Source organism: Rhodococcus sp. 320_ES, assembly GCF_059691855.1.
The window spans coordinates 252,553-277,742 of the sequence record NZ_JCAWAG010000003.1 but is presented as its reverse complement, the minus strand read 5'-3'; the positions used below and the strand labels follow the sequence as shown (position 1 = coordinate 277,742).

Annotated in this window: 15 protein-coding genes; 3 read left to right on the top strand and 12 right to left on the bottom strand. The window is 67.2% G+C overall.

The window, feature by feature from the left end; genetic code table 11:
• Window positions 1-29: 29 nt before the first annotated feature.
• Genes AC59JP_RS11885 through AC59JP_RS11870 form a run of 4 tightly spaced genes read right to left on the bottom strand, consistent with a single transcriptional unit; the run spans window position 30 to window position 13,035 of the window.
• Window positions 30-779, bottom strand: a complete 750-nt coding sequence (locus tag AC59JP_RS11885; protein ID WP_497325978.1) for a class I SAM-dependent methyltransferase — start codon at window positions 777-779, stop codon at window positions 30-32.
• Window positions 780-797: 18 nt separating this feature from the next.
• Entirely contained in the window at window positions 798-1,634 is an 837-nt protein-coding gene (locus tag AC59JP_RS11880) for an ABC transporter permease (RefSeq protein WP_497325977.1), read from the bottom strand.
• Entirely contained in the window at window positions 1,631-2,776 is a 1,146-nt protein-coding gene (locus AC59JP_RS11875) for an ABC transporter ATP-binding protein (RefSeq protein ID WP_497325976.1), read from the bottom strand. The genes AC59JP_RS11880 and AC59JP_RS11875 overlap by 4 nt, the downstream gene beginning before the upstream one ends.
• On the bottom strand, window positions 2,773-13,035 hold the full coding sequence (locus AC59JP_RS11870) for a non-ribosomal peptide synthetase (RefSeq protein ID WP_497325975.1): 10,263 nt from the start codon (window positions 13,033-13,035) through the stop codon (window positions 2,773-2,775). Before AC59JP_RS11870 ends, AC59JP_RS11875 begins: the two co-directional genes overlap by 4 nt.
• 206 nt (window positions 13,036-13,241) lie before the next feature.
• Here AC59JP_RS11870 and AC59JP_RS11865 point away from each other — a divergent pair, with 206 nt between their 5' ends.
• Window positions 13,242-13,868 (top strand): IspD/TarI family cytidylyltransferase, encoded by a 627-nt coding sequence (locus AC59JP_RS11865; protein ID WP_497325974.1) that lies wholly within the window; start codon window positions 13,242-13,244, stop codon window positions 13,866-13,868.
• Here AC59JP_RS11865 and AC59JP_RS11860 read toward each other — a convergent pair.
• Window positions 13,865-14,575 (bottom strand): IspD/TarI family cytidylyltransferase, encoded by a 711-nt coding sequence (locus AC59JP_RS11860; RefSeq protein WP_497326484.1) that lies wholly within the window; start codon window positions 14,573-14,575, stop codon window positions 13,865-13,867. The genes AC59JP_RS11865 and AC59JP_RS11860 overlap by 4 nt on opposite strands.
• A gap of 139 nt (window positions 14,576-14,714) precedes the next feature.
• On the opposite strand from AC59JP_RS11860, the gene rox reads away from it, so the two are divergent.
• Window positions 14,715-16,142 (top strand): rifampin monooxygenase, encoded by a 1,428-nt coding sequence (rox, locus tag AC59JP_RS11855; RefSeq protein WP_497325973.1) that lies wholly within the window; start codon window positions 14,715-14,717, stop codon window positions 16,140-16,142.
• A 156-nt stretch (window positions 16,143-16,298) separates the two neighbouring features.
• Window positions 16,299-16,742, top strand: a complete 444-nt coding sequence (locus AC59JP_RS11850) for an Hsp20/alpha crystallin family protein (RefSeq protein WP_497325972.1) — start codon at window positions 16,299-16,301, stop codon at window positions 16,740-16,742.
• A 124-nt stretch (window positions 16,743-16,866) separates the two neighbouring features.
• On the opposite strand, the gene AC59JP_RS11845 is transcribed toward AC59JP_RS11850, so the two are convergent.
• The 7 genes from AC59JP_RS11845 to AC59JP_RS11815 all read right to left on the bottom strand — a co-directional run bounded on the left by AC59JP_RS11845 (window position 16,867) and on the right by AC59JP_RS11815 (window position 25,181).
• The gene (locus AC59JP_RS11845) at window positions 16,867-18,414 is read right to left on the bottom strand and encodes an HNH endonuclease signature motif containing protein (RefSeq protein ID WP_497325971.1); all 1,548 of its coding nucleotides are present in this window, start codon (window positions 18,412-18,414) and stop codon (window positions 16,867-16,869) included.
• Window positions 18,415-18,545: 131 nt separating this feature from the next.
• Window positions 18,546-19,634 carry an NADH:flavin oxidoreductase/NADH oxidase gene (locus AC59JP_RS11840; protein WP_497325970.1) on the bottom strand — a complete coding sequence of 363 codons (1,089 nt, stop codon included), beginning with the start codon at window positions 19,632-19,634 and terminating at the stop codon, window positions 18,546-18,548.
• Window positions 19,631-20,614 (bottom strand): amidohydrolase family protein, encoded by a 984-nt coding sequence (locus AC59JP_RS11835; RefSeq protein ID WP_497325969.1) that lies wholly within the window; start codon window positions 20,612-20,614, stop codon window positions 19,631-19,633. Before AC59JP_RS11835 ends, AC59JP_RS11840 begins: the two co-directional genes overlap by 4 nt.
• The gene (locus AC59JP_RS11830) at window positions 20,611-21,051 is read right to left on the bottom strand and encodes a cupin domain-containing protein (RefSeq protein WP_497325968.1); all 441 of its coding nucleotides are present in this window, start codon (window positions 21,049-21,051) and stop codon (window positions 20,611-20,613) included. The genes AC59JP_RS11835 and AC59JP_RS11830 overlap by 4 nt, the downstream gene beginning before the upstream one ends.
• A 35-nt stretch (window positions 21,052-21,086) precedes the next feature.
• Window positions 21,087-22,277: an FAD binding domain-containing protein gene (locus AC59JP_RS11825; protein ID WP_497325967.1), complete on the bottom strand. Its 1,191-nt coding sequence runs from the start codon at window positions 22,275-22,277 to the stop codon at window positions 21,087-21,089.
• Window positions 22,274-23,668, bottom strand: coding sequence for an MFS transporter (locus tag AC59JP_RS11820; RefSeq protein ID WP_497325966.1), 1,395 nt, complete (start codon window positions 23,666-23,668; stop codon window positions 22,274-22,276). Before AC59JP_RS11820 ends, AC59JP_RS11825 begins: the two co-directional genes overlap by 4 nt.
• A 34-nt stretch (window positions 23,669-23,702) precedes the next feature.
• Window positions 23,703-25,181 (bottom strand): aldehyde dehydrogenase, encoded by a 1,479-nt coding sequence (locus AC59JP_RS11815; protein WP_497326483.1) that lies wholly within the window; start codon window positions 25,179-25,181, stop codon window positions 23,703-23,705.
• Window positions 25,182-25,190 lie beyond the last annotated feature (9 nt).

The window sequence follows — 25,190 nt, the reverse complement described above, 5'->3', positions numbered from 1 at the left end:
GATCGAATCGGCGAGCGCACGAAAACCTGTCAGCGGGAACGCCGATCAGGCACCGACCCGCCGATGATCCACGCACGAGACCCGAAGTACACGCCGGAGTCCGTCTCGTGAGCGTTGACAGTGGCTCGCAACCGTCCGTGCGCGTCGCCGACGTCCCATAGACGCGTGATGGCTTCGAAGGCAGCAGCGCTGTCCGCGCCGTAGAAGACAGGTTGCTCGACATCGCTGAACGTCACGTCGACGAATCCACTTTCGGCGAGAATCCGTTCCGTGGCAACCGGATCGGCGAGGACGAACGGGTCGGGACCTCCGCTGCGAGGAGCGCCGATGGCCTCGCTTATCGCAGTGGCCCACTCGTTGAGTTCGTAGCGCTGCCACACCATGAAGCAGATCCGCGCTCCCGGTCGTAACGCGCTCGCGATGTTGGTGAAGGCAACTACGGGGTCGGCGAAGAACATGACGCCGAAGCGACTGATCGCGAGATCGAAGTACGACTCCGGGAAACTATGGGTTTGAGCATCCGCCACGAGATAGGTGATGTTGCTCTGGTCTGGCTCGCCGAGACGGCGGGCACGTTCGAGCATCTGCGCGGAAATGTCGACACCGAGCACTGTCGTGGCCACCGCCGCGGCCTCGCGAGTTGTCTGGCCTGTGCCACAACCGATGTCGAGCACTCGGTCACCTGGCCGCACTTCGGCGGCCGCGCGCAGCAGTTCGTTGTGGAGCCGGAGCTCCGCGTCGTAGTCGAACTGAGCGGCCGACCCTCGATCAGGCGTCACCAGGCGGAGATTACGCCATCAGCTCCGTGCGTCCGACACCTTCAGCGTCAACGGGACAAATACCGCCAGCAGCAGGATCGACACGATGACCGAATAGATCATCGGGTTCTGCGACGCCCACGTCACCGGTTCCATGACCAGACTCGAGGGCGCAGTGGGGTTCCCGAACGCTTCACGGGTGGCCCGCGCAACCGAGGTCACCGGATTCCACTGCGCGATGAAGCGCAACGGCCCCGGAAGGGTGGCCGACGGAATGAAGGCCGACGATATGAACGTCAACGGGAACACGATGATCATCAGGACGCTCTGGGCGCTTTCCGCTGTGGCGGAGATCAATCCGACCACCGCGCCCATCCACGACATGGCGAAGCCGAAGAACACCAACAGTGCGACCGCACCGAGTGCGGCACCCAGCGATCCGTTGATGCGCCATCCGACGACGTACCCCGCACCGACCATGACCGCGATGCTGACGACGGACACCAGTGCGTCGGTGAGGGTGCGTCCCAACACGATGGCAAGCCGCGACATCGGCAGCGAGTGAAAGCGTTCGACGATTCCTTCACGACTGTCGGTCGCAAGGCCGATGGCAGTGAAGCCCGCGCTGAAGACCACGGTCTGCGTGAAGATTCCGCCCATCAGGAACTGCCGGTACGCGCTTCCGCCGAGCGCACCGCCGAAGACATAGGAGAACAGCAACACGAACATCAGCGGCTGGACCGTCGCACCGAGGAGCAACTGCGGAACCCGCACGATGATCAGCAGGTTGCGCTGCGTCATGGTCGCGCAGTCGACGAGGAAGCTGCCCACTCCCTCACGACGAACCGGGCGCGGTGCGGACATGACGGCAGTCATCGGAGCCTCTTCTCAAAGCGTTCTCGTGCAGCACCTTTGACCACCGCCACGTCGAGTGGTGTGGCCTTCGAGTGTCGGCCCCGGGCGGCACGCGACGTCGGATCCGACGTCGGCTGCGGCTGCGGCTGCGGCTCCGGCTGCGGCTCCGGCTGTGGCTCCGGCTGTGGCTGTGGCTCCGAATCCGGCTCAGGCGGTGCCTCACCCGTCAGGTCGAAGAACACGTCGTCGAGGTTCGGTGAGCTGACGTACGCGTCGTTGACGTCGATTCCGGTGCCGTGCAGACGGGAGAGGATCACCATCAGCGACCGCGAACCGTACGGTGCGTCCGCGGTGAACCATCCCTGCCGCACGGTGTCGGGGCTCGTCCGAAAGTTCATGCGCGACAACAGCTCGTAGGCGACGCGCAGATTCCCCGGATCGAGAACCTGCACGTGCGCGGTGGGAACGCGCAGTCGCGACTTCAGTTCGGCGGGAGTGCCCGTCGCGACGACCCGACCCTTGTCGAAGACCACCACGTCGTCGGCCAGTCGTTCGGCCTCGTCGAGGTACTGCGTGGTGAGCAGCACCGCAGTTCCGTCCTTGGTCAGGTCCTCGACCACGTCCCACAGCTCACCGCGGCTGCGCGGATCGAGTCCGGTGGTCGGTTCGTCGAGGATGACCAGGGGTGGCCGCGCAACCAATGCACCCGCGAGGTCGAGTCGACGACGCATACCGCCCGAGTAGGTCGACGACGCCCGTCCCGCAGCGTCTTCGAGCTGGAACATCCGCAGAAGTTCCTTCGCCCGCGCACGGGCACCGGCCGAGCCCAGTCCGTACAGCCGGCCCAGCATGCGCAGGTTCTCGTACCCGGTGAGCCGACCGTCGACGGCCGCGTACTGACCGGACAGCCCGATCAGACCGCGAACCGCACGCGGATCCACGGTGACGTCGATTCCGGCGACCGTCACCGACCCGCTGGTGGGCGCGGCGAGGGTGGCGATGATGCGCACCGCGGTGGTCTTCCCGGCACCGTTCGGGCCGAGTACCGCGGTGACCGTACCGGCGGGAACGACCAGGTCGACTCCACTGAGCGCGAGGTGGTTGCCCTTGCGGCCGACGTACTCCTTGACGAGATTGCGGATCTCGACGACGGTCTCGCTCATCGAAGCCGGTCCGACAGCACTGCGAGAGTGCGTGATTCGATGCGGCGCGCCACCTCGGCGAGAGCACGAGGCGTGCCGAGCTCGTTGTGCGTGTACGCCATCGGGTAGTCGGTGATGACTCCGCCGACGAACTTGCGCCACTCCCACGGCGATCGTTGCTCGCCGGTGAAGTGCGCGGCCGAGAAGAACGTGAGATCACCACCGAAGTACTCCGGGGTGTGCTCGTACCCGAGGCGGACGAACAGTCGGTACCGGTCGTACAGCCTGCGGATCTGATCGTCGTCGAGCAAGGTCGCGGGACCGCCCTGCTCGCGCACCAACGCGATGGCCTGATCGACCGTCAGGTCGTCGTCGACCTCCATGTCCAGGACGAACTCCCGAACGAGGTCCGCGACCGACATCTCCTGTCGCGCCGAGGCGCCATTCAACCCGGCCCGCCCGTCTACATTCGACCGGCCTCCGGCCTGCCCGTCGTCGAACAACGGGTAGGCGTCCATCACGATCAGTTCCACACTCTCACCCACGCGTTCGAACTCCACCGCCATGGCCTGCGCGATCAAGCCGCCGAGCGACCACCCCATGAGTCGGTAAGGGCCACTGGGGTATTCGTTGCGTACCGCGTTGACGTAGTCACGCGCCATCTCCCGCACCGATTCCGGGGCGGGCGCCGTCGTCGCGATGCCGCGCGCCTGGAGGCCGACCACGGGCGTGTTCGGGTCCAGGAACGGAAGCAGCCCCGTGTAGCTCCATACCAGGCCGATCGCCGGGTGGATGCAGATCAGCGGTGGGTGGTCGGGTACGCCGGCGCGCAGCGGAACGACGATGTCGAACGGGGAGCGCGGTCGGGCGAAGGTCTGTGAGGCCTGCGCATTCCCCGTGCTGATTCCCTCGACCCCGTCGAGACGTTCCGCGATGGCGGTGGGCGTGGCGGCGTCGAAGAACCAGGTGACGTCGACCTGCTCGCGCAGCTCGTCGGACACCCGGTCACGCATCATGTCCATGACCCGCACGGCCGCAATCGAATTGCCGCCGAGCGCGAAGAAGTCGGACTCCGGCTCGACCGTGTCCCCCGGGACGTCGAGCACCGCGGCGAAAGCGGCACGCACCGCGTCGACCGTCGAACCGCCGAGCGTCGGGGCAACCACCGGCGTAGGAGCCGGAGCCGCCTTCAGCGCGCCGCGATCGACCTTCCCGTGGGCCGTGACCGGAAGACGGTCGTGGACCACGATGCGAGTCGGGACGAGGTGCCGCGGTAGAACGGTCGCGACCGCGCGACGAATGTCTTCCGCGTCGACCGATCCGTCGGTGGTCACGTGCGCGGTCAGCGACGTGTCGTCACCGACGGTCTCCACCGTCACCGCGGCGGACTCGACGCTGGGCTGGGCAGCCAGCACCGACTCCACCTCGGCCGGCTCGACGCGGATTCCGCGAATCTTGGTCTGCGAGTCCGATCGTCCGACGATGCGCAGTGCACCGTCGACGACCTGCACGAGGTCACCCGTGCGGTACATGCGCGATCCGGACGTACCGCGTGGGTCCGCCACGAACCGCGACGCCGTGAGCGACGGTCGCCCGAGGTAGCCGCGCGCCAACCCGACTCCGGACAGGTACAGCTCTCCGGCGTCGGTCTCGCCGAGCGCAGAGTCGAGAACGTGCGTCGTGGTGCCGGGCACCGCGTGACCGATGTGCGGAGCTGTCGACGCCTGCTGCACGCCCATGGTCGCGGCCACCGTCGACTCGCTGGGCCCGTACGCATTCACGAAACGTCGGCCGGTCGACCACTTGTCGAGCACCGCCGCCGACAGCGCGTCGCCGCCGGTTCCGATGGTGGTGACCGACGCGAGCTCATCCGCCGACAGGGTGGTGAGCGCCACCGGCGTGATGAACATGGTGGTGACGCGTTCACGCCGAATCAGCTCGGAGAGTTGGTCTCCCGCGAACACGGCTGCCGGTGCGACGACACACGTCGACGCACGCACGACGACCAGCAGCATTTCGAGAATCGCGGCGTCGAAGCCCGGCGACGCGACGTGCAGCACGCGCGACGAGGGCTCGGTGTCGAAATCGAGCCCCAGCGACACCGCGAAACTCTCGAGGCCGCGGTGTGTCACACCCACGGGCTTGGGGCGGCCGGTGGTGCCGGAGGTGTAGACCACGTAGGCGATGTCGTCCGAGTGGGCGAGCGTCGCGTCCTGCTCCGCCCCGACGACGGTGTCGTCGTCGATCGTCAACCACGACAACGAGTTTTCGGCGTCGATCGTGGAGCCGTCCGTCAACCCCAGCACAGGCCGGGCGTCGTCCAGAATGTAGGTGAGCCGCTCGGACGGGTAACCGGGGTCCAACGGCAGCACGGCTGCCCCGGTTCGGGCGATGGCCCAGAACGCGGTCACGGACGCGAGGGAACGCTGCGCCGCCACCGCCACCGTGGTTCCGGGTCCGGCGCCCGCCGCGCGAAGTCGGTGGGCGAGGCGAGTCGTCGACTCGTCCAGTTCGCGGTAGGTCACCCGGCCGTCGGCTGCCGACACCGCGACCGCGTCGGGATTCGCCGCGACGGCGCGATCGAACAACTCCGGCAGGAGAACCGCTTCCGGGCGGACGGGAACCGCCAACTCGGCGACCGTCAGCGTCGGTGTCGTGCTCACCTGCTCCACCACCCGCACCACGCTCTCGGCAATGGCGCGAGCGGTGCTGGGCAGGAACAACTCTCGTGAATAGGTGATGCGCACAGCGGCGCCACCGCTCACATCCGGGAGGATCGACACGACGAGGTCGAACGCAGACTTCGTGATCGGTGCGTCGACGGCGACGATGGACCGGTCACCGGCGTCCACCGTCAGCGGCGGCGAGTCCTGTACCGCGAGAACGATTTGCACGATGGGATGCCGGGCCGCGTGACGCGGTTGTCCGACGGCGGTGACGACCGCGTCGAACGGAACCATGGCGTGGTCGAACGCGTCGAGGTCCACCTCGCGCACGGCGTCGAGCGTGTCGGCGAACGTGGACGTCACGGACACCTCGGTGCGGAGCGCGAGGGTGTTCACCGCCATGCCCACCATCGAATCGACGATTGTTCCGCCGCGTCCGGAGTGCGGGGTGCCGATAACCACGTCCGAGGTTCCGCCGGCTCCCGCCAGCACCGTTGCCAACGCAGCGTGCCACACCATGAACTCCGAGGACCGATGCTCGCGCGCCAGTTCCGCGAGCCGCGTACGCAGGTCGGACGACACCTCCACCCGTACGGTGTCGGCGCGTCCGGTTGCGGCGTTCGGTCGCGGCATGTCCAGCGGCACAGCGTGTTCGACGGGCGCACCGTCCAGCACGCGTGTCCAGTATTCGAGGCCGCTCACACCCGGTCCCTCGGCCATCGCGGCCTCGAGCGCCAGGTGGTAATCCGCGTACTGCAGCGGTTCACTCGGCCAGACCGGCGCCCGACCGGCCTCGCGAGAGGCGTACGCGAAAAGGAGGTCACGCGACAGCGGACCGACCGACTCACCGTCTGTAGCGATGTGATGCACGGCGAGCGCCAAGAAATGCTCGTCGTCAGAAGTGCGTACCACGCGCGCACGGACCGGTAGCTCGTTCTGCAGATCGAAGGGCGCCTTGCCCACGGCGTCGAACAGCTCTGCGGTGGTCACGGAACCGGCACGCGCGTCGACGATCTCGACCGGAACCGTGCGATCCGTCCACACTCGCTGCACCGGACCAGCGTCCGTCGACGGGTAGGTGGTGCGCAGCGATTCGTGCCGATCCACCACATCCTGCAGCGCAGCGGCGAGAATCTCGGAGTCGAACTTTCCGGCGACCCGCAGACCCGCGACGATGTTGTACGCCGTTGCGGTGGAGGCAATTCGGCTGGCAATCCACATGCCCTGCTGTTGCGGCGACAATCCGATCGGGTCCACACGCGACGCGCGGGTCCGATCCAGCAGCTCCGGCGTGAGCCAGTGCGCGTCGGTGGAGTCGTTCTGCTCCTCGGCGGGCAGTTCGCCGATGTGAGCTGCGAGCTCCGCAACCGTGGTGTTGTCGAAGATCGCACGGACCGGCACGTGCTTGCCGATCCGCTCCCCGATGCGCGACGCGTACCTGGTGGCAGACAGAGAGGTGCCACCGAGGGCGAAGAAGTCGGCCGACACTCCGGGGTTCTCGACGTCGACGACCTCGGAAAGAATCTGCGCCAGTGCCGATTCCAGCTCGGTTCGCGGTGCGTCGTTCTCGCTCACCTCGTCGAACTGTGGGGCGGGCAACGCGCGGCGGTCGAGTTTGCCCACCGGGGTCAAGGGGATCGTGTCGAGGACGAGAATGCGCGCAGGCACCATGTGCCGGGGCAGAGCCTCGCGGGCCAGCGCCATCAGATCGTCCACCTCGACCGGGCCGTCAGCGTGAACGTAGGACACCAGCGCCGTTTCACCCGACGGAGTCGTCGCGGTGACCGTCACGGCAAGGTCGACCGCGGGGGCAGAAGCGAGGACCGCGTCGATCTCCCCCAGCTCGATGCGCAGGCCGCGGATCTTGACCTGGAAGTCACTGCGGCCCACGATCTTCACCGTCGGTGACGGCGCGCCGTCGACCACGACGAGGTCGCCCGAGCGGTACATTCGGGACCCGGCGGGACCGAACGGATCCGCGACGAAACGCGTCGCCGTCAACCCCGGCCGGTCGACGTACCCGCGGGCGAGTTGCCTACCGGCAAGGTACATTTCACCCACCACATCGGGCGGGGTCGGCAGAAGACGACCGTCGAGAACGGTGGCGCGGACGCCGGCGACCGGAAGCCCGATCGACACGTCGCGCGCGGGGTCGAGGGCCGGGAGATGGGTGCTGATCGTCGACTCGGTCGGGCCGTACACATTCACCACGTGGCGGCCGGATGCAGACGCAGCGGTGAGCAACTCCGGCCCGAAGTTCTCCCCGCCGATACCGATCGTGGTCATCGACGACAGCGCACCACCGGACAAGTCGATCGTCGCCAACACCGACGGGGTCAGGAAGCAGTGCGTCACCTCGTCGACCTCGACGACAGCCTCGAGTTCGGAGCCGCCGACGATGCCCGCCGGCGTGACGACCAAGGTGCCGGCGGAGCGGATGGCGAGTGCAATCTCCAGCATGGACGCATCGAAACTCGGTGATGCGAAACCCAATACGCGGGCCTCGGCGTTCGCGTCGAAGGCACGGACCAGTTCGGCACCGGCGTCGGCGAACGCTTGGCGCGACACCTCCACACCCTTGGGGGTGCCGGTGGTGCCCGAGGTATAGATGACGTACTGCGCGCACGATGACGGCACCTCGGGGAACACGAACCCGTCGAGGTCGTCCTCCTCTGCGAACAGATCCACCAGCGACCACCAGAACGAGTCCGACTCGTCCACCGGCAGGTGGGTCAGACCGACGACGGCGCCGCTGTCGCGGACCATGAACTCACGCCGGTCCTGCGGATACGCGGGGTCGACGGGGACGTACACGCCGCCCGCGCGGGACACGGCCAGCACGCACAGGACGGCCTCCAGCGATCGCGGAAGGGCCCCGACGACACGGACTTCCGGACCGACACCGCGACCGAGTAGATGCGCGGCACCGCGGCTCACCAGAGCGTCGAGATCCTCGTAGGTCACCGATCGTTCGCCCTCGATGATCGCCGTGGCGTCCGGCGCCACCTGCACCGCGTCGGACAGCGCTCGATCGATGTCGACTGCTCCGGGCTGCGGCCGGCCGTCGGTCATGGGCACCAGACGCTCGAGCTCGCCGGGACTGAGGACGTCGACGTTATCGATCGGCCGCTCCGGCTCCGCGACCATCTGCTCGAGAACATGCACGAGCCGGTCCAGGATCGCGCGCGCGCTCGCCTCGTCGTACAGGTCCTCGGCGTAGGTCAGCACGATGCCCGTCTCCTCGGGCCGTCCCGAGGAGTGGTCGAGGATCACTTCGAGGTCGTACTTGGTGACAGGCAGGTCGATCCCGTAGCCACTGACCGTGCCCCCACCGATCTCCAGGGACACCTCGGGCGTGCTGCGGTTCGTCAGCATCACCTGGAACAGCGGGTGCCGTCCGGGAAGGCGTATCGGGTCGAGTTGCTCCACCAAGGTGTCGAACGGCATCGATGCATGCGACAGCGCCTCGATGTCGGCGCTCCGGACGCTCAGCAGATGCTCGCGTACGGAGTGCGCCGGATCGACTCCGGTCCTGAGTACGACCGAGTTGACGAACATGCCGACGACGCGGTCCAGGTCATGATGACCGCGGCCGGCGACGGCGGTGCCGATCACGATGTCGTCGCCGCAGCCGAGGCGGCGCAACAGGAGCGCCAAGGCGGCGTGGACGACCATGAACTCCGTCGCGCCGGTGCCGGTCGCCAATCTGTCGAGAGCCGAACGCAGATCGGCGTGGAGCACGGTCGACACGGACCCGCCCCGTCCCGACGGGACGCTCGGCCGGGCACGGTTGGTTCCCGGCGGGCGGGTGTCCGGCAGGTGCGCCAGCGTGTTCGACCACCACGAGGTCAGGGAGCTCGCGGCCGAGCCCGTGTCCGCGGGACTTCCGAGTGTCGCCCGCTGCCAGACCACGGCGTCGGCATACTGGATGGCCGGCGGTTCGGTGGTCGGTGCGGTGCCGGCGAGACGTGCCCGGTAGGCGTCGGCGATATCGGTCGCCAATACACCGAGCGACCACCCGTCGACGCAGATGTGGTGCAGAACCAGTGCGACGATGTGCTCGCCGCGCGAGGGAATCGAGACGACGCGAGCCCGCAGCGGTAGATCTCGTTCGAGGTCGAACGGCCGAGATGCCGTCTCCGCCAGCGCCGATCGAATCGCGGCGTCGTCCGCGTCCTCGAGTTCGACGGTGTCGAAGGGCAGTGGATGCGCCGAGCTCGGCGCGTCGAGAATCACCTGAAGCGGGGAATCGTCGGCCGGGTCGGTGACGAAGACGGTGCGCAGACTCTCGTGTCGTCCGACGACGTCCTCGAGCGCGGCATGCACTGCGTCGACGGAGAATTCACCGACGACGCGCAGCGCCAGCGGGACGTGGTAGGCCGCGGACGGTTGGTACCGCTCGATCCACCACATGCTGCGCTGCGACGGCGAGGTGGGCAGCGGACCGGTGCGTTCGATCGGAACCGGGCCCTTGTCGTCACCGCCGCCCTCCGTCAGAACCGCAGCCAGCCGTTCGACGCTGGAGTGCAGGAAGACATCGCGCACGCCCACGGTGTAACCGCCATCGGATGCGAGGCGCGCAGCAACGACCGTGGCCAGCAACGAGTTTCCGCCGAGGGCGAAGAAGTCGTCGTCCGCCGCGATGGACGGCACGTCCAGTACCGACGCGAAGACGGACGCCACCGCGATCTCCTGAGGCGTCTGCGGCTCACGGCTGCTCACCACCGCGCGCTCACCCGGCACGGGGAGGCGGCGGCGGTCGACCTTGCCGTTGGCGTTCAGCTCGAAGGAGTCGAGCACCATCACCCGGTGCGGCACCATGTACGCCGGAAGTGTGCCCACCAGCGACGCCGTGACCTCGTCCGGATCCAACGTCGCCCCGGCATCGGGAACCACGTAGCCGACCAGTGTGCGCGCGAGACCTTCCCCGTTCACCACCACGACGGCGTCGGACACCGACGTGTGGCATCGCAGCGCTTCCTCGATCTCGCCGAGCTCGATGCGAAATCCGCGCAACTTGACCTGGTGATCACGTCGTCCGACGTACGAGAGTTCGCCTGCTGCAGTCCATCTGACGAGATCGCCCGTCCGGTACAGGCGACCCTCGCCGAACGGATCGGCGACGAATCGCGCGGCGGTCAGGCCGGGTCGTGCGTGGTATCCGCGGGCAACTCCGGTGCCGCCGATGTAGAGCTCGCCCACGCACCCGGGTGGGGTGGGCGACATCGCGCTGTCGAGAACGTAGGCACGAATGCCGTCGATCGGTGTTCCGAGGGCGACCTTCTTGCCCGCCTCGAGCGTTCCGAGGGTGACCGCGACCGTGGTCTCGGTGGGGCCGTACACGTCGATCATCCGCCGGCCCGGCGCCCAATCCTCCACCAGTGCAACCGGAACCGCGTCGCCACCGACGCCGATGGCGACCAGCGTGGATCCGTCCTTCGGCGACACGGTCGCGAGTGCCGACGGCGTGATGAAACCCGCGTCGATGCAGTGCTCGGTCAAGAGCGCGCCGAGTTCGTCGCCGCCGTAGACCCCGGTGGGGAGAACGACGAGAGTGCCGCCGGCGCCGAACGCCAGGAACATCTCGAGGATCGACGCGTCGAAACCCGGTGACACGAAATGCATCACGCGCGAGCCGACGGTGATGCCGTGCGCCGCGATGGCGGCGTCGGCGATGGGCCCGATGCCGCGGTGCGTCACGGCGACGCCTTTCGGCACTCCGGTGCTGCCCGACGTGTAGATCAGGTACGCGAGGTTGTCCAGCGTCAACGGCCGGATACGGTCCGCGTCGGTGATCGGACGCGCCGAGAACTCGGTGACGGCCGCAGCGGCGTCGACGTCGATCCACTCGATGTGCGTCGACAGTTCCTGCATGCGTTCGGCCGTGGTGACACCCACGCGCGCACCACAGTCGCGAATCGTCTGCTCGATCCGCTCCGCCGGATGCGCGGGATCGATCGGGACGTGGACGCCGCCGGCTTTGGTGATGGCCCACACCATGGTGACCGACGCGTGCGACCGCGGAAGCACTACGGCCACCGGCACATCCGGCCCGACACCGAGTCCGATGAGCGAGCGCGCCATGGCGTTCGAGCGTCGGTCGAGCTCGCGGTAGTCCACGACGGTCTCGCCGTCGACGATCGCGGGACGATCGGGGGCCCGGAGCACGCCGCGACCGAAGATCTCGGGAAGCGTTGCCAGGTCGGCGGATTCGCCGCCGTTCCAGTCCTGCAACAGAAGTCGTCGGTCCGACTCGGTCAGCAGGTCGATCGAGGCGACCGCGCTGTCGGGATGGCGGGTCACGAAGTGGTGCAGGAAGCGCGCGAACCGCTCGCTGTGCAGCTGGATGTCGGCGAGTTCGTAGGTGGCCGGGTTTCCTTCGATGTCGACCCGCATCTGACCGGTGATCGAGTTGGTGTGCACGGTGACCGCCATGTCGGCGGTGGGCCCGGACGTGAGCAGGTCGAGCCGGGCGTCGAGCTCGCCCAGCCGGATCTCGTCGCCGAACAGCATGAGGTTGATCGTCGGCCCGGCGGTGGCACCCGACGCGCGGAGGTCACCCGCGATCTCGGACGCGGGAAGCAACTGGTGCCGCAGGGCATTGGCGATGCGGTTGCCCACGGCGGCAACGAGTTCGGAGATGGTGGTGGCCGACCCGACGTGCGCACCGATGGGAACGGCGTTCGCGGTCATGGTGGCGGACGACCGCGCCCACGCGGTCACCCGAGCGGCCATGGGCAGCGAAAGAACGACGTCTTCGGTGTCCGTCGCGCGCGCGAGGTACGCCGAGAAGGCCGCGACGACGAGTGCGGCCACCGTGGTCCGATGCGTGTCCGCGGCGATGTTGAGTGCGCGATCGGTCCGCAGGTCCAACGTGCGGTCGCACCGGTGATTGAACGCCGACGGCTCGACCGACCGCCCCGAGAACGACACCGGTTCGGGCAGATCCGACGAGACCTCGGCCCAGTAGGCGCGGTCCTTCTCGATGCGACTCGACGCGCGGTACCTCGCCTCGGCTTCGAGGAACGCGCGCGGATGGCGTGACTTGGGGGGCGGCGGCGTCTCCCCGCGCTGCAGGGCGGTGTAGACCTCGGCCGTGCGGAGCGCCACGACAGCGGACCCGTACCCGTCGATGACCACGTGGTGGGCGCGCGCGTACCAGTAGTAGTGCTGGCGACCGACGATCAGCACCGCGGTGCGGCAGAGCGGGCCCTCGTACATGTCGATCTCGGCGGTGAACTCCGCGTTCATCCATGCCCGCGCGCTTGCGATCGGATCCGGGTCCTTGGACAGATCGACGACTTCGAGCTCGTCCGGCATCGTGGCGGGGTCCAACACCTGGCGCACCGTGTGCGGCCCGTCCTCCGCGTCACCGGGAGCGATCAGGCGGGTCAGGAGCGAACCGGTCTCCACGGCCGCGATGCGCATGGACTCCACCAGCAGGTCCAGGTCCAGATCGCCGTGGATGTCCATGTAGTGCGACACGCTGTGGGTGGAATGCGGATGCAGCTGCTGGGCCAGCCACATCCCGTACTGTGCGGTCGTCAAATCGAACGGTTCCTGGTAATCGTCGTCCACCGACGAGACACCGCGGATCTGAATAGAGTCGGTCACAATTCCCCCCGGGCCGGCTCTCCCGCCCCTGTCATGCCAAACTCACCCCGAGAATGCCAGAGCAACTTAACAAACTTCATCCCCGTTTGACATCGAGATGCCCAACTCGATACCTTGAATATGGTCGAGTATTCAAGTATACGCGAGGTTTTTCGATGTCGTGGTCGGCCGACGTCCGATACGCGAGCAGCCGATAACATCGACCCATGCCAGGCCAGAACGGATCGCTGCTGATCCCGGTTCCGAACGGATCGCCCTTCGGTCTCCTCGCCGGGCGCACACCACTCGCACGATGCCTCGACGCGATGGCGGACGGATTCGCCGCCGTGGTGGTACCGGCCGCCCGGTCACTCGCCGCCGAGGCCCGAGCCTGCGTCCCCGACGGGGTGATGGTGGTCGAGGTCGACGGATCGGCGACGCGGACGGACTGTCTGCGAGCAGCCCTCGACCACCTCCCCGCATCGAAACATGTTGTGGTGCACGACCTCGAGCGGTCCTTGACACCCCGTAGCGTCCTCGATCGAGTGGCCGACGCCCTACCGGGCAGCGACCTGGTTCTCCCCACGCTGGTCGTCGTCGACAGCGTGAAATCCGTCGACGACGACGGCAGCGTGGTGAGCACGGTGGACAGATCGACCCTGCGGTCGAGCCAGTTTCCGCGCGGAATGACGGTGGCGCTCCTGCGTCGGGCAGTCGAGGCCGGTGAGGACGAGGTGATCCACGCCCTGCGCGCCGGCGTCTCGATCACCATGGTCGACGGCGACCCCCACGGCTTCGAGATCCGGGCGCCACACGACCGGGCGCTGGCCGAGGCGATCGCCTCCGATCTCTAAGGCTGCAGCAGCTTTTCGGCCAGCACCACGTCGTGCGCATACGTGACCTTCAGATTGCGGGAGCTGCCGGCGAACGTACGCACCTCGAGGTCGGTGTATCGCTCGACGCACGACGAGGTGTCCGTACCTTCGAACTCGTCCGCGTGCGATCGGATGTAGGCATCGAGCAGTTCCGGTGCCCGAAACGCCTGCGGTGACTGCACTCTCACCAGTGTCCGGTCGAGTACGTCCATGCGCACCGAGCCGTCGGCGCCGACTTCGAGGAGATCGTCGCCGGGTACGGCCGGCAGCGAACCGCCGTGTTCGCGGGCAACCGACACGGCCGTGCTCATCATGTCCGGACCGGCCAATGGTCGTGCGGCATCGTGGATCAGCACCACATCGATGGATCCGGCGCGAATGTCGTGGGCAAGAAAAGTCAGCGCGTTGAACTCCGACTCGTGACGCGAGCTTCCACCCACGACGATCTCCACGTCGATACCGGGAGCATCCGCGGCGAGGGTCTCGCGGGCGAGAGCGACCTCGTCGTGGCGCACCACGAGCAGCAGCCGGGTCAACTCAGGCGCGTCGGCCAGCATCAGCAGCGTCCACGCGACCATTCGCTTGCCCGCTAGCGGAAGGTACGCCTTGTTGCCCTTCGCGCCTACTCGAGTGCCGCTACCCGCGGCAAGAACGATGCCGACGGCACCCGGCGGCGGACTCGACATCATGCGTCGAAGAGTAGTCGCCGCCCTTCCACTTTCAATGTATAGCGCACCTGGGGGCTTGCGGCAAGACCCCCATCGCGGCGCACACTCTGCGATCGAACCGCGGAAACCGCACGGTCGTAACCGAATTGGAGAACACATGACGGACGTGATCATCGTCGGCGGCGGGCCGACCGGACTGATGCTGGCCGCCGAACTACGGCTGCACGACATCGACGTCGTCGTGCTCGAGAAGTTGGCCGAACCGACCGGGCACGTCCGCTCCCTCGGGTTGCACGTGCGCAGCATCGAGATCCTCGACCAGAGAGGACTTCTGGAGCGATTCCTCGAACGCGGGAAGCAGTATCGCGTCGGCGGATTCTTCGCGGGAATCTCCACGCAGTGGCCCGAGGACCTCGACACAGCGCATTCGTACGTCCTCGGGATTCCGCAGCCCGAGACCGAGCAGATTCTGACCGAGCACGCGCTGGAAGTCGGTGTGGACCTGCGCCGCGGGTACGAGGTCAGCGGCCTGAGTCAGGACGACGACGGAGTCGATGTCTCGCTCACGGACGGCACAACGCTGCGAGCTCGGTACGTGGTCGCGTGCGACGGCGGCCGAAGCACGATCCGGAAGTCGCTCGGCGTCGCGTTCCCCGGTGAGCCGAGCACGACGGACACCCTGCTGGGTGAAATGCGGCTGACGGCCGATGCGAGAACCGTCGTCGACGTGGTCACCGAGGTCCGCAAGAGCAACCTCTGGTTCGGTGCCGGACCGGTCGGCGACGGGCTCTGGCGCATCGTCGTCCCCGCGGAATCGGTGGCCGAGGACCGGTCGGCACCGACGACACTCGACGAGTTCGCCCGGCAACTGCGGGTGCACGCGGGTACCGACTTCGGTGTTCACTCACCGAAGTGGATTTCGCGATTCGGGGACGCGACCCGACAGGCGGAGCAGTACCGCACCGGGCGCGTGTTTCTTGCAGGGGACGCCGCGCACGTTCACCCGCCGATCGGAGGCCAGGGGCTGAACCTGGGCCTGCAGGACGCCGTCAACCTCGGGTGGAAGCTGGCGGCCGCCGTCGACGGATGGGCTCCGGACGGCCTGCTCGACAGCTATCACTCCGAGCGGCACCCCGTTGCCGCCGCGGTCCTGCGCGGCACCCACGCACAGCGAGCGGTCATGTCGTTCGAGCCGGGGCCGCGGGCGATTCGGGCGCTGCTGAGCGAGCTGATGGAACTCGACGGCGTCAATCGCTACCTCGTCGAGAAGCTCACCGCGATCGACATTCGGTACGACTTAGCCGGTGATCACCCGTTGGTGGGGCGCAGGCTGCGCGACATCACGATGTCGCGGGGGCGTCTGTACCCGTCGATGCATCGGGGCAGGGGGCTGCTGCTCGATCGGACCGGACAGTTGACCGTCGACGGGTGGGGTGACCGCGTCGATCTCGTCGTCGATGCCGCGGCGGACGTCGATGTTCCGGCTCTCCTGCTGCGCCCCGACGGACACGTTGCGTGGGTCGGCGACTCCCCGTCGGATGTGCGCGAAAAACTGGGTCTCTGGTTCGGCGCCCCGCAGGGTTGATCACCCAGTCCTGCTGTCCTGCATCACCTTCGGGCAAAAAATTTTGAGAACAGGTCTTGGCACTCTCCGGTCGAGAGTGCTAATCTCGGAGTCGCACAGTGAGATGGCTGCCCACCGAGGGGGTGGGCACACAAGGTACATAGGAGGTGTGTTGCTGTGCTTCGCTTCGACCCGTTCCGTGACCTGGATGCATTGACCAGCGGAATGCTCGGAACGACCCCGGGTTCCGCTCGTGCTCCTCAGTTCATGCCGATGGACCTCTACAAGGTCGACGATCACTACGTCCTCTCTGCCGACCTTCCCGGTGTGGATCCCGGCTCGATCGACGTCGATGTCGATCACGGCACCCTCACCCTGACCGCGCATCGCACCGCACCCGGCGACGAGGGAGTGTCCTGGGTGACGTCCGAGCGCTTCGCCGGCACCTACCGTCGTCAGCTCTCCCTCGGTGACGGCGTCGACGCGGAACGCATCACCGCGACCTACGACAACGGCGTTCTCTCCGTGACCATTCCGCTTGCCGAGCGGGCGAAGCCGCGCCGCATTCAGGTCGAACGCTCGTCGGAGGCCAAGACGCTGGACGTCGGCGCCTCCAGCTGACCGATTCACCGAGGTCCCGTCGCCCCAGTCGTCTCGGGCGGCGGGATGTCGGCTGTTCGGTTCGGGGCCAGAGCGGTCGGCGGATCGACTGACTGAACACGGACTGGTGCCACGAAGTATGTCGTCACCGTTGATCATCCGGGCCGAGAAGCAACTCCCGCGGATGATGGAAGTGGTTCACCCGGCCGGTCCTGCCTCTGTCCCATGCTGTCGGTGGGTGCCACAACGTTCTCCCCGGATAGGGATGATCGTCGCCGGCAATCGTTGTGGCCCAGTCGTTGTCGCCCGGCCCCACGATGCGGTGATGCTCCTCGCACGCCAACGTCAACGTGTCGATGTCGGTCATCCCGTCGTCGACCACCCATTCGTCGGTGTGGTGCACCTGGCACCACACCCCCGGTTTCGAACACCCGGGAAACGTGCACCCGCGTTCGGTGGCGTAGAGGACCATCCGCTGATCCTCGGATCCCAGTCGCTTGGTCCGCCCGAAGTAGAGCGGCCGCTCGTGCTCGTCGAGAAGCAGTAGGAACGCATGCTGGCCGGATGCCATCCGCAGCGCATCACGCACCGGAATAGTCGATCCGGTTGCCGTGAGCGCCACCCCGGATGCCTTTTCGAGCTGATCGAGAGTCATCGTCACGATCGGCACGCAACGCACACCACGGTGCGTACCGGCCTTCCCCGAAGCGAGGTACGACCGCAGAATCACCTTCAGCGCGTCGTGGCGACGCTCACCGGCGGACCGCAGATCCCAGTGCGGTGGTGTGGAATTGGTGCGGGAGGCGTCGGCGGTGTCTGCACCGGTCTCGTCAGCCTCGGTGCCGTCAGCCTCGGTGTCGTCGAGGCCAGAATGGCCCAGGTCCAAGTCCAATCGGTCGTCTGCATGCGGCTGAGACTCTTCGCCAGCCTCCGTCGACGTCTCCGTCCCCGGCTTCCCGAGCTTCGCGCCCACCGCCTCCGCGATCGCGAGCGCCTCCGCGTCGAGCAGAAACTTCCCCGGCGTCAAACCGTCCTTGCCCTGCTTGCCGTACGAGACGAACGGGGTCCGCTTCTTCTCCGGGCGGTCCTGTGGCTCCGATCCGTCCTCGTCGATCATCTGCGCCAACCGCGTTGCCGCCACCGCGAACTCGCGAGGCCGGACCTCTCGCGCCAGCATCCCCAACTGCCGCTCGGCGCGCTCCCGCGTCTCCACGTCCACCCCGTCGGACAGCTCCGCGAAGAACGTCTCCACCACCGACACATGCGCGTGACTGACCGCTCCCTCCGACACCCCCGCCGCTGTCGCAGGGAACACCGGCTCGAGCTTCTCGCCCGACGGCAGCGTCCGCGGCGCAAGCAAACCCGCACGCTTGATCCGAGCCGACCCTTCAGGCGTGGCGCAGTTCAGAAAAGCCCCGATCGTGTGCGCGGTCGACCCTGACACCCCGACGAACCCACCTGTGTCGAGGATCTGCGCCAACCAGGTGGTCGAGGCCGCATCCAGTACTCGTCCCAGCCGCACTGCCGCCGACCACACCTGCTGCAGATCCTCGGTCGCCACACACGCGGCGTCTTCGGACACCAACGCCTCTACCGAACTCTCCACAGCCGAAAGCAAGCCGGCGAACACATCGTCACCGATGTGATGTGATGCCGCACCGACCTCCCCGTGCGAACTTCCCCCCGAAAGCATGCCCAAACTGTAGCGAGACCCACCGACAAGTTTCGAACATACATTCGAGCCTCGTGGCATCGACCTCCTGTGCACCCCGATTCGCACCAGACACTCCCCGTCGCGGGTGCCCGGCGCGAACGGAGGTGCACTCACCGCCTGACCGACCGCCTCTGGAACGCCCGCGCATAGTTCGGCGGATGCGGCAACGGCTCATCGAGTTCTAGCGCAGCACGTTGGGCCCAGTTCGGGTTGCGCAGAATTTCTCGTGCCAGGAACACCGCGTCGGCGTCACCCGAGCCGACGATTCGTTCGGCCTGTTCGGGTTCGGTGATCAAACCGACTGCTGCGGTGGGGATCTCCGCGCGCTCACGTACCGCACGTGCGAATCGAACCTGGTATCCCGGTTCGACCGGAATGCGTGCGTCGGGCACGATGCCGCCGGTCGACACGTCGACCAGATCCACCCCGTGCTCGCGCAGAATCGAGGCGAGTTCGACGCTCTCGTCGAGTGTCCACCCCGGCCGTGCATCGTCGGTGTCGCCGGCGAGCCAGTCCGTCGCCGAGACGCGGAAGAACAACGGGCGGTCCTCGGGCCATTCCTGTCGGACCGCGTCCACGACCTCGATGGCGAATCGCATTCGATTGGCGAGCGAGCCGCCGTACTCGTCGGTCCGGTGGTTGGCGGCCGGTGAGAGGAACTGGTGGATCAGATAGCCGTGTGCGCCGTGGAGTTCCAGGACGTCGAAGCCCGCGTCCCGCGCCAGTGCGGCACTCGTCGCGAAAGCCTGCACCAGTTCGGCGATCTCGTCGGCGGACAGGGCGCGCGGCGACGGGGCGTCACCGAACGCAACCGCCGACGGTGCCACCGTCTGCCACGTCCGGTCCGGTTCCGTCGACCACGGTCGGCCGGTCGACGCCTTCCGTCCGCCGTGCACCAATTGGATTCCGGCCGCGGCGCCCTGGCTGTGCACGAAGTCGATGATGCGCCGGTGCGACTCGGCCTGATCCCCGTTCCACAGGCCCAGATCGAAGTCGCTGGCACGCCCGTCCGGTGCGACCGAAGTCGCCTCCACCATCGCCAATCCCACTCCGCCGAGCGCGCGGGCTGCGAAGTGCTGAAAGTGCCAGTCCGTCGCCACACCCGTTGCGTCGGAGGCGAACTGCATCATCGGTGACATCCAGATCCGATTCCGGATCGTCAGCTCTCGCAGCGTCAGCGGTTCGAAGAGAGCGCTCACGCCGACACCTGCGAGTGGATGTCCAACCCCAGGAAGTCGCGACCACCGGCGGCGAGAGAGTCACGGCGCAGGCCTGATTGGTCGACGAAGGCCGCGACGTCCGGCTCTGCCATGTCGAACGGGTAGTCCGTGCCGCACACGACCCGGTTCTCACCGGCGTGGGTGCGCAGCAGATCCAGAGCCGCGTGATCGTGGGTTACCGTGTCGAAGTAGGCCCGGCGGAACAACTCTCGCGGCTCCGCGGTGCTGCCCGCACGGACGTCGCGCCGCGCCTTCCACGCGTGTGACCACCGGCCCAACAGGTCCGGTGCGCATCCGCCGCCGTGGACGAAACAGATCCGCAGATCCGGCAGCTCCTCCAGCACTCCGCCCAGGATGCTCGACGCCACCGCCGTCGCCGTCTCCACCGGGTTGCCGACGAGATTGGCCAGGTAGTAGCTCGACCATTCGGACCGCGGCAACTGCATGGGATGAACGAGGACGGCCAGACGATGTTCCGACGCCGAGCGCAGGACCGACCGCAGCACCCCGACGTCGAGCGACCCTCCGCGCAGCACCGGCGGAATCGATATGCCCACAAGAGTTCCGCGAGAGGCGATCTCCCGGATCTGGTGATCGGCTGCGTCGGCGTCGTCCAACCGCACCGATCCGAGTCCGACGAGGCGGCCGGACGAGTCGGTCACCACACGTTCGAGTGCGTCGTTGAACGCGTCCGTGTAGTCCCCCGCCGGGACGTCGGCGTCGACAGCGAACGCGAAGGGCGGAGCCGACAGCGCACGAACACCGATGCCCGAGGAGTCCATGTCCGCGACGATGGCGTCGACGTCGCTCATCGCCTCGGTGCGAATGGACAACGGAACCTCACCCAGGAAGAGCTCTCCACCCCGGTCCTGCATGGCCCCGAACGGTGAGTTCGGCGGCAGCCCGAACAGCTCGACGGGCAACCAGTGAGCGTGGACGTCGATCAGATCGGCACTCACGACGCCGCCAGCGGAAGCGGCTCGTTCGCCGAATCGAGATGCTCGACGGTGGTGAAGATCAGCTCGGAGTTGCCCACGTTCTCGATGTCATGCAAGAGGTATTCGCCTGCGTCGAAATGGAAGTGGCGCGTCTCGCCGGCGGAGTACGAGACGTCGCGCGTCGTGCCGTCGAAGGTGTGCTGCCGCGAGGTGCCGGCGTTGACCGCAGTCCAGAAGTAGTCCAGGACGTGGCGATGGGCATGCCACCGCTCACCCGGAGCCAATCGAATTTCCCACACCCGTACGCGGTCGTTCTCGCTGAGAAGCTTCGACCCGACTTCACCGTCGTGCGCGTGGGTGTCGAACTCCGCGCGCAGGTCCTCGGACCAGCCCTCGAAGTTCTCGCCGACGAGGGTTCCCGCCAGGGGCAGATCGCTGAGAAAACTGTTCGTGGTCATCGTGTTTCCCTCTCGTTCGTCTCTGACGTCTGTTCTTAACGGCCGGGCCCGTAGAGGCCGAAACGCAGGTCCTTGTCACCCGGTGTCCAGGTGTTGGTGAACTGCGACCGCTCGCCCATGGCCTTGACGCGGGAGAGCAGGTTGCTGCTCAGTTCCAGCTGGCCGGGCTCCCACTTCTCCAAAGCCTCGGCGATGTTGCCGGCGGACGAGGTGAGTGCGTCGCTCAGTGCCCAGGCATCCGCTGCCGCCTTCGCGGTACCCGCGGCGGCGTGCGGACGGGCACCGCACGCGGCGTCTCCGATCAGCGCGACGCGGCCGCTGGCCATCTTCGTCGCCCGCGAATCCCACACCACCTGAATGAAGGGGGCTTCGGTCGAGGTGACGACCTCCGCCGCGGCCGGGGCGAGCAACGCCGCCGCGGCCTCGCGCATCTCGTCGACGTAGCGGTCCTGCACCTGATGCGGGTGTACCGACACCTTGCCCTGAAATCCTCGCTTGTCCGTGAGCATCTCGTCGAGATCGGGGCCTTCTGCGACGTTGCGATACCAGACGTAGTTCATCAGTCGATCCCCGACGGCCGTTCCGCGCTCGCTCGGGATCGGGTACATGGTGATCTGAGAATTCGGCACGATGTTGTAGGTGATCGAGTTGTGCAGCAGCTCAGCCGTTTCGGTGGTCAGCAGTGCCTCGTCGACGGTGCCGCGCCAGCCGATGTACCCCGAGTACGTCAACTCCACGTCGGGATCGATCCGAGCCCGGTTGGCCGACGTCACGCCGTCGGCAATGACGAGAAGGTCCGCCGTCTCGACCCGGCCGCTCACGAAACGGACGGTCACCGAATCCGCGTCCTGGTCGAAGCCGCAGGCGAATTCGCCGAGGTGATAGTGCTCGCGGCCGAAGTCGGCCAGCAGGGCACGGTAGAAAGTTCCCCACGAGGTGTGCGACCACGAGCGCGCATCCCGGTCGACGACGCGGTTGCCGGCCTCGATGTACTGGACCCAATCCGTGGTCGTACTCACGTCTTCCGGCCGCTGGGAGCTGCGCTCCCGGAACCAGCGAAGCGTGTCCGGCTGGAGGACGATGCCGCCGCCCCGCCCGTCGAGGTCCGACGGCGTCCGTTCGTAGACGTCGACCTGAAACCCGAGGTCCCGCAGAAGAAGCGCGGAGGTCAGTCCCCCGATGGATCCTCCGATGACAACTGCTCTCGATCCTGCGTAGACGTTCATGCCGGCGTTCCTTTCACTGCGGAGGGTGCCGGCGTCGTGTCGGCAATATGGGGATGTACTGGGTCTGTGGGGAGTGCTGCGTCTTTGGTTTCGGGTGCGAACGCCAACCCGACGAGTGCGATCACGCCGGTGGAGGCGAGTACGGCGGTCGCGATTCCGAGGTTGCCGCCGAACCACGACGTCGCGATGACGCCGGCCACGAGCGGCCCCGCGGCGGTGATGTACCGACCGATGCTGTTGGCCAACGCAATTCCGCTGGCGCGCATGCTGGGTGAGAACATCTCCGGGCCGTAGACGAAGTTGCCGGACAGTGCGCCGAAGAGCCCGAATCCGACGATCGGAATGACGATCAGGTACGTGGTGTACGAATGCTCGAACGGGAACAGGTACGCGACACTGACACCCGAGACCACGAAGCTGACCAGGAAGGCTTTGCGTCGACCGATCGCGTCGGCGAGAAAGCCCCACGTGGCGTAGCCGAGAATGCCGCCGGCGTTGAAGAGCATCGACGAGATGGCCACACGGTGGTTGGCGATCTCGGTTCCGAGCGACTCGGCGCCGGCCATGTTGCGAATGATCTGCGGGTACCAGGTGGACACACTCCAGAAGGCGAGCAGCGATCCGGTGGCCAGAGCGGTGCAGATGAGCGTCGCCCGTAGGTTCGGCGGGGAGAGCAGTCGACGAAGAACGAACTGGTCCTCCGGTCGCGTGATCCCCTTGTCCTTGCGCTGTTTACGTGTGGCGATGACGTTCTTGATCTCGTCGGGCTCGGGGACGTAGCGACGCAGGAACCACACCAGGAACGCCGGCACGACGGCCAGCACAAGCATGAAGCGCCACCCCTGGTTGCTGAGCATGCTGTACGCGAGAGCGGCGATGAAGAACCCGCCGGCGTACCCGGACATCATCACGCCGCAGGCGCGGGCTCGGTACTTGTTCCGCCACACTTCGGCGACGAGGGCTGCGCCGACTGGAGCCTCGACACCCGATCCGAGGCCGGCGATGAACCTCAGAACGCCGAGCTGCCACCAGGTGTCCGCGAAAGCGGCCAGCGCGGTGAACAGCGCGTAGGTCAGAATGCCGATCGACAGCACCCGCACACGCCCGAAGTAGTCGGCGAGTACCCCGAAAAGGATTCCGCCGGTCGCCCATCCGGCCAGGAAGAGGGCGACGGTCATGCCGCCGTACAGTCCGATGTGCGCCGAGTCGACGGTGATTCCCGAGTTGGGCAGCAAGTCGGTCATGGCCGGTCCGAGCACCAGGGCGTAGAGACTGCCGGCGAAGCCGTCGAGTGCCCAGCCCATGGTGGTGCCGAACAGCACCAGCCACTGCACTCGGGTGATCTGTTGGCGCCAGCCGGGTTCGGCCGCGCTCGTTGCGTTCGTTGTCACGATGTGTTCCTTGCGTCGAGGGAAAGGGTGGGTGTCAGTTCAGGCGGCCGGGTTCGTCGGACCCGTACCAGTCGACGTCGTCGTCGGCCGTGCGGACCACGATGGTCTTGATCCAGGTGAAGTCGTCGAAAGATTCTGTGCCCGCATCTTTTCCGGCCCCTGATTCCTTGACGCCGCCCCACGGCAGGGAGGGCTCGAGGCGGTGGTGGTCGTTGACCCAGACCATCCCGGATTCGATGGCTTCGGCGACGCGATGGGCGCGTCCGATGTCGCGCGTCCATACGCCGGCGCCGAGGCCGAAGCGGTTGTCGTTGGCCATCTCGATCGCCTCCTCCTCGGTGTCGAAGGGGACGACCACCGCCACGGGACCGAAGATCTCTTCCTGCGACACGCGCATGTCGTTGGTCGCGTCGACCAGCACCGTGGGCTGAACGAAGAATCCGTCGTTCAACTCTCCGGCGAGGTCCGGGACGTCGCCGCCCGCCGCGACACGTGCACCTTCACCGCGTCCGATCTCGATGTACTCGAGTACCTTTCGGCGCTGCCGGTCACTGATCATGGGGCCCATCTGCGTCGACGTGTCGGCCGGATCGCCGAGGCGGATCTTCTCGGCGCGGGCGGCGAGAGCGGCCACGAACTCGTCGTAACGTCCGCGCTGAACGAGGAATCGTGCACCCGCGACACAGGATTGGCCGGACGCGACGAACGCGGCGAAGGCGGCGCCCTCGGCGGCGCGGGTGGGGTCGTAGTCGTCGAAGACGATCACAGGTGTCTTGCCGCCGAGTTCGGCGGTGATGCGGGCGAATCGCTTCGACGTGGCCCCCGCCGCGGAGCGTCCGGCTTCGGTTCCGCCGGTCAGGGTGATCTTGGCGATGTCGTCGTGCTCGGTGAGTCTGACGCCGGCGTCCCGTCCGCCGGTGACCACGTTGATCACGCCTTCGGGAATGCCCGACTCGGTGACGATGCGGGCGATCGCGAGGGTCGTCAGGGGAGTCAGCTCGGACGGCTTGACCACCACTGTGTTTCCCGTCGCCAACGCGGCCGAGAGGCTGCGCGCCAGGATCATCGCGGGGTGGTTGAACGGTGTGATGATGCCGCAGACACCCAAGGGAGCCCGCTTCTGGTAGGTCAGGTACGGACCGTCGCTCGGTAGCACCGCATCACGTTGCGCCGCAAGCAGTCCCGCGTTGTAGCGGAACCACTCCGGCACGCGGGAGAGCTGGGCGCGCGTCTCGGTGATCGGACGGCCGTTGTTCTGGGTCTCGAGCGTGTACAGCGTGTCGCTGGCCGCTTCGAGTGCGTCGGCCGCACGCAGGAGTGCCTTCGCTCGGGCGGTGCGGCCCATCCGAGGCCACGGTCCGGACTCGAAGGCGGCCCGCGCGACGGCGACGGCGTTGTCGACGTCGACTGCCACGCCGTCCGGGACGGTCGCGATCGGCCGGCCCGTCGCCGGGTTCACGATGGTCAGTCGCGCCCCGCTGTCGGCCGCGACGTCCTTGCCGTCGACATACATCCACTTGTC